Here is a 5911-nt window from a genome sequence, read left to right on the forward strand (position 1 = left end):
GCCCACTCCCACGCCAATCGTCCTTACAGCGGCGTGGGAGCGGGCTTGCCCCGCGATAGCTTCGCCACCGCCTACGCTCAGTAGAACAATCGATACCCAACTAACCCCACCGCCTCATTGAGCAACTGCCCGCTCTGCCAAACCGCCCGGCTATCAGGCAGCAGCCCAGCAAACGGCCGCGCATGATCCTGGCCCAGGAACCCCACCGGCGCCGCCACCACCTCAAACCCCGCCCGCTCGAAGCTCCAACGCGAACGCTGCATGTGCCAGGCCTGGGTCACTACCACCACCCGGCGAATACCCAGCGGCTGCAACACTTGCGCGCTCATTTGGGCGTTTTCCCAGGTAGTGCGGCTGCCCTCTTCCTTCCACTTGACCTGCACGCCAAAGTCATCGCGCAGCCGATCGGCCATCAACTGCGCCTCACTCGGCGGCGTACCATAATGCAGCCCGCCACTGATCAGCACCGGTAGGCCCGAAGCCTTGGCCAATTGCGCGGCATAGCGCATGCGTTCCAGCGCGGTGCCGGTGGGCTGGTCCTGCCCCCCCCAAGCCGGATCACCGCGCTCACGCCCCGCCCCGAGCACCACGATCGCATCGGCGCGTGCGGCCAGCCCGGACCACTGCTCAAGGCTCAACGCCTGTTCGGTTTCCAACTGCCGCGCAGCGTGCTCCACCACCCACGGCAAGCTCATCGACCACAAACCGCCCAGGCCCAGAACGAAACAGGCCAACGCCAGGCGCGGCCGCCGCTTGCGCAGCCACCAGGCAGCCAGCAGCAACAGGAACAATAATCCTGGGGGCAACAACCATTGTTTGATGAAGTAACGAATCGGCACGGCGCACACCTCCTGTGAAGGCGTGCAGCCTAAGAGGATCGGCGCCGGGCAACAAGTACGCATCCGGCGCCGATCATGTGGTATGTGTTGGAAAAAGAACCGGCGCGTGACCCTCTGCGCCTGGAATCCTGAACGACTATCGGAATGGCAGCGTCCTGGATCTCGCCGTGGTGGCGGGGCGTTTCTTGTCCTTGAGCCAGACGATCTTTGCTGACGACGGCTCCGGCTGCTGGTGGGCAGCGGCACTGGCAAAACGGCTTTCCGGGAGGGATTCCAGGTAGGCCTTGATCACTTCGAACTCTGCATGGCTGAGGCCGCGCAACTCCAGTTCTGCTGGCATTTCGTCGCGTAATCTCACCGATGTCCTGGCCACTTCCAGCGCCAGTCCCAAACGGTCGATCAAGCGTTCGTAAAGCTCCGGTTTGCTTGCGGGTAGCTGCGATTCTCCCATCCGTTCACCTCATTGAAGATAAAGATATCTCCCCCCACACCTGAGCTTAGCGTCACTGCAAAAAGCAGCCGCTTGCAGCGACAAACGGCCCGCAAGGCCGCTCGGCGCAATAGGGTTTCCCACGACGCGCAGCGCTCATGTATGCTACGGCGTTCACTCTTACCGACACCGGAGTGCCGGACGCAGCGAGGTTCCGCTGCCGGGAACAAGGTCTCTTCTCTCTCAGCCAAAAGTAGCCATGCACGAACAATACACGCCCCGTGAAGTAGAAGCCGCCGCCCAGAAATCCTGGGACGAGCAACAATCGTTCGCTGTTACCGAACAGCCAGGCAAAGACACCTACTATTGCCTATCGATGTTCCCGTACCCGAGCGGCAAGCTACACATGGGCCACGTGCGCAACTACACCATTGGCGACGTGATCGCCCGTTACCAGCGCATGCTCGGCAAAAACGTCCTGCAGCCAATGGGCTGGGACGCCTTCGGTATGCCTGCGGAAAACGCGGCGATGAAAAACAACGTCGCCCCGGCCAAGTGGACCTACGAAAACATCGACTACATGAAGACCCAGCTCAAGAGCCTGGGCCTGGCCATCGACTGGTCGCGTGAAGTCACCACCTGCAAGCCTGACTACTACCGTTGGGAGCAGTGGCTGTTCACCCGCCTGTTTGAAAAAGGCGTCATCTACCGCAAGAACGGCACCGTCAACTGGGACCCTGCCGATCAGACCGTACTGGCCAACGAACAGGTCATCGACGGCCGCGGCTGGCGTTCCGGCGCGCTGATCGAAAAGCGCGAAATCCCGATGTACTACTTCCGTATCACCGACTACGCCGACGAGCTGCTGGAAAGCCTCGACGAGCTGCCGGGCTGGCCTGAGCAGGTCAAGACCATGCAGCGCAACTGGATCGGCAAGTCGCGCGGCATGGAAGTGCAGTTCCCCTATGACCAGGCCAGCATCGGTCATGAGGGCACGCTGAAGGTCTTCACTACACGTCCTGACACCCTGATGGGCGCCACCTACGTCGCAGTCGCCGCCGAGCACCCGCTGGCCACCCAGGCCGCCCAGGGCAACCCGGCGTTGCAGGCGTTCATCGACGAATGCAAGAGCGGCAGTGTCGCCGAGGCCGACATGGCCACCCAGGAGAAGAAGGGCATGCCCACTTCCCTGTTCGTCGAGCACCCGCTGACTGGCGAGAAGTTGCCAGTGTGGGTCGCCAACTACGTGCTGATGCACTACGGCGACGGCGCGGTCATGGCAGTACCTGCCCACGATGAGCGTGATTTCGAGTTCGCCCACAAGTACAACCTGCCGGTCAAGGCTGTGGTCCGTACCAGCGCCGGTGACGAAGTGTCCAGCGAATGGCAAGCCGCCTACGGCGAGCATGGCCAGCTGATCAACTCCGGCGAGTTCGACGGCCTGGACTTCCAGGGCGCCTTCGATGCCATCGAAGCCGCGCTGATCCGCAAAGAGCTGGGCAAATCGCGCACTCAGTTCCGCCTGCGCGACTGGGGTATCAGCCGCCAGCGCTACTGGGGCTGCCCGATCCCGATCATCCACTGCCCGTCCTGCGGCGACGTACCGGTGCCGGAAGATCAACTGCCGGTGACCCTGCCGGAGAACGTGGTACCGGACGGCGCCGGTTCGCCGCTGGCGCGCATGCCTGAGTTCTACGAGTGCAGCTGCCCGAAATGCGGCACTGCGGCCAAGCGCGAAACCGACACCATGGACACCTTCGTCGAGTCGTCCTGGTACTTCGCCCGCTACGCCTCGCCGAACTACGACCAGGGCCTGGTCGATCCGAAAGCGGCCAACCACTGGCTGCCGGTCGATCAGTACATCGGCGGTATCGAACACGCCATCCTGCACCTGCTGTACGCGCGTTTCTTCCACAAGCTGATGCGCGACGAAGGCCTGGTCACCTCGAACGAGCCGTTCAAGAACCTGCTGACCCAGGGCATGGTGGTCGCCGAGACCTACTACCGCGTTGCCAGCAACGGCGGCAAGGACTGGTTCAACCCGGCCGACGTGGAAATCGAGCGTGATGCCAAGGCCAAGATCATTGGCGCGCGCCTGAAGACCGACGGCCTGCCGGTAGAAATCGGCGGCACCGAGAAGATGTCCAAGTCGAAGAACAACGGCGTCGACCCGCAGTCGATGATCGATGCCTACGGCGCCGACACTTGCCGTCTGTTCATGATGTTCGCCTCGCCGCCCGACATGAGCCTGGAGTGGTCCGACTCCGGCGTCGAAGGTGCCAGCCGCTTCCTGCGTCGCGTTTGGCGCTTGGCCCAGGCACACGTTAGCCAAGGCCTGCCGGGCCAGCTCGACATCGCCGCCCTGGATGACGCGCAAAAAGGCATTCGCCGCTCGATCCACGCAGCCATCAAGCAGGCCAGCACCGATGTCGGCCAATACCACAAGTTCAACACCGCCATCGCCCAGGTGATGACCGTGATGAACGTGCTGGAGAAGGCTCCACAAGCCACCGCGCAGGACCGTGCCCTGCTCCAGGAAGGTCTGGAAGCGGTCACCCTGCTGCTGGCGCCGATCACCCCGCACATCAGCCACGAGCTGTGGAAAGGGCTGGGTCACAGCCAGTCGGTGATCGATGCCGCCTGGCCGAGCGTCGACGAAGCCGCCCTGGTACAAGACACCGTGACCCTGGTGGTCCAGGTCAACGGCAAGCTGCGTGGTCAGGTTGAAATGCCTGCCGCCGCCAGCCGCGAGGAAGTCGAGGCAGCCGCCCGCAACAACGAAAACGTCCTGCGCTTCACCGACGGCCTGACAATCCGCAAGGTCATCGTGGTTCCGGGCAAGCTGGTCAACATCGTCGCCAACTGATGGCAACGCCCGCCCGCAGCCACTGCGGGCGGGCGGAACAGGCCCACAAGGGAGCTTCAACATGATCAAACGCAATCTGCTGGTAATGGGCCTGGCTGTCATGCTCAGCGCCTGTGGTTTCCAGCTGCGCGGCACTGGCACCAGCGAACTGGCGATCAAAGAGCTGGACGTCAGTGCCCGCAACGCCTACGGCGAAACCGTCACTCAACTGCGCCAGGTGCTGCAGCGTAGCGGCGTCGACGTGCACACCGGCGCTCCTTACCGCCTGGTGCTGACCGATGAGAAAGAAACTCAGCGCGCCGCCACCTACAGCGGCGGCAACCGTTCGGCCGAGTACGAGCTGACCACCGTGCTCGACTACAGCATTCTTGGCCTGAACAACGTGCCGCTGCTCAGCGACAAGCTGGAAGTGCGCAAGATCTACGTGCATGACGGCGACAACATCACCGGTTCCGACCAGGAAGGCATCCAGACCCGCGAAGAACTGCGTCGCGATCTGGTGCAAGGCATGGTCGTGCGCCTGCAGATGCTGACCCCTGCCCAACTTGACCAGTTGCAGCAGGAGGCCGACGAGCGCGCCAAGGCTGAAGCCGAAGCCGCCGCTGCCGCCCAGCGCTATCGCGATGAAACACCGCAACAGTCCCCTCTGGAAATCCCGGGCACTTAAGCCCGTACGGGGCACCCCGGGGTGCCCCGCCTTGTGCTCATGAAGCTCGCCCCCGCCCAACTCAACAAACACCTGCAAGGTGCCTTGGCCCCGGTCTATGTGGTCAGCGGCGACGATCCGCTGCTGTGCCAGGAAGCCGCCGATGCCATTCGCTCGGCTGCTCGCCAGCAAGGCTTCGACGAACGCCAGGTATTCAGTGCCGACGCCAACTTCGACTGGGGCAGCCTGCTCCTGGCGGGTGCCAGCCTTTCACTGTTTGCCGAGCGCCGCCTGCTGGAACTGCGCTTGCCCTCGGGTAAGCCCGGCGACAAAGGCGCGGCGGCCTTGATGGAATACTGCGCCAACCCCGCCGAAGACACCCTGCTGCTGATCAGCCTGCCCAAGCTCGATGGCAGCGCGCAGAAGACCAAGTGGGGCAAGGCGCTGGTCGAAGGTGCGCACTGCCAGTTCATCCAGATCTGGCCGGTGGACGCCCAGCAGTTACCGCAATGGATCAACCAGCGCTTGTCCCAGGCAGGCTTGTCGGCGCAGCGCGATGCGGTGGACCTGATCGCCGCTCGGGTCGAAGGCAACCTGCTGGCCGCCGCGCAAGAGATCGAAAAGCTCAAGCTGCTGGCCGACGGCAACCAGATCACGGTGGAAACCGTGCAGGCGGCGGTGGCCGACAGTGCCAGGTTTGATGTGTTTGGCCTGGTCGATGCGATCCTCAAGGGTGAGGCGGCGCATGCGCTGCGTATGCTCGAGGGGTTGCGCGGCGAGGGTGTAGAGCCGCCGGTGATTCTCTGGGCGCTGGCTCGCGAGTTGCGCTTACTGGCGGGTATTGCCCAGCAATTCAGCCAGGGCGTGCCGTTGGACAAGGCGTTCAGCCAGGCCCGGCCACCGGTGTGGGACAAGCGCCGGCCCCTGGTCAGCAAGGCCCTGCAACGCCTCTCGGCGCAACGCTGGGCGCAGTTGCTGCAGGATGCCCAACGCATCGATGCGCAGATCAAGGGCCAGGCCGAGGGCTCGCCCTGGACCAGCCTGGCGCGGTTGTCGCTGTTGATGGCTGGGCAGCGGTTGAGCTTGCCTTCTCAGTAAATATGAGATTTTTGGGGCCGCTTTGCGGCCCA

Annotated in this window: 5 protein-coding genes; 3 read left to right on the top strand and 2 right to left on the bottom strand. The window is 63.4% G+C overall.

Going from position 1 to position 5911, the window contains the following annotated elements; translation table 11 throughout:
* Nucleotides 1–77 precede the first annotated feature (77 nt).
* On the bottom strand, nucleotides 78–839 hold the full coding sequence (locus ACF8K2_RS17020) for a YdcF family protein (protein ID WP_186556677.1): 762 nt from the start codon (nucleotides 837–839) through the stop codon (nucleotides 78–80).
* A gap of 136 nt (nucleotides 840–975) precedes the next feature.
* Complete coding sequence (locus tag ACF8K2_RS17025; protein ID WP_186556676.1) at nucleotides 976–1290, bottom strand: hypothetical protein; 315 nt, start codon at nucleotides 1288–1290, stop codon at nucleotides 976–978.
* A 238-nt stretch (nucleotides 1291–1528) separates the two neighbouring features.
* Here ACF8K2_RS17025 and leuS point away from each other — a divergent pair, with 238 nt between their 5' ends.
* The 3 genes from leuS to holA all read left to right on the top strand — a co-directional run bounded on the left by leuS (nucleotide 1529) and on the right by holA (nucleotide 5879).
* Nucleotides 1529–4135: a leucine--tRNA ligase gene (leuS, locus tag ACF8K2_RS17030; protein ID WP_392466248.1), complete on the top strand. Its 2607-nt coding sequence runs from the start codon at nucleotides 1529–1531 to the stop codon at nucleotides 4133–4135.
* 61 nt (nucleotides 4136–4196) lie between these two features.
* Nucleotides 4197–4802, top strand: coding sequence for an LPS assembly lipoprotein LptE (gene lptE / locus ACF8K2_RS17035; protein ID WP_186556674.1), 606 nt, complete (start codon nucleotides 4197–4199; stop codon nucleotides 4800–4802).
* A gap of 39 nt (nucleotides 4803–4841) precedes the next feature.
* Complete coding sequence (holA, locus tag ACF8K2_RS17040) at nucleotides 4842–5879, top strand: DNA polymerase III subunit delta (protein ID WP_392466252.1); 1038 nt, start codon at nucleotides 4842–4844, stop codon at nucleotides 5877–5879.
* The last annotated feature ends 32 nt before the right edge of the window (nucleotides 5880–5911 follow it).

The sequence above is a fragment of the Pseudomonas sp. xss_2 genome (assembly GCF_043104195.1).
Lineage (GTDB): Bacteria > Pseudomonadota > Gammaproteobacteria > Pseudomonadales > Pseudomonadaceae > Aquipseudomonas > Aquipseudomonas urmiensis.

What these genes read in the sequence shown, in the direction of transcription:
- holA (WP_392466252.1), top strand. Translation starts at nt 4,842, where the DNA reads ATGAAGCTCGCCCCCGCCCAACTCAACAAACACCTGCAAGGTGCCTTG.
- leuS (WP_392466248.1), top strand. Translation starts at nt 1,529, where the DNA reads ATGCACGAACAATACACGCCCCGTGAAGTAGAAGCCGCCGCCCAGAAA.
- lptE (WP_186556674.1), top strand. Translation starts at nt 4,197, where the DNA reads ATGATCAAACGCAATCTGCTGGTAATGGGCCTGGCTGTCATGCTCAGC.
- ACF8K2_RS17025 (WP_186556676.1), bottom strand. Translation starts at nt 1,290, where the DNA reads ATGGGAGAATCGCAGCTACCCGCAAGCAAACCGGAGCTTTACGAACGC.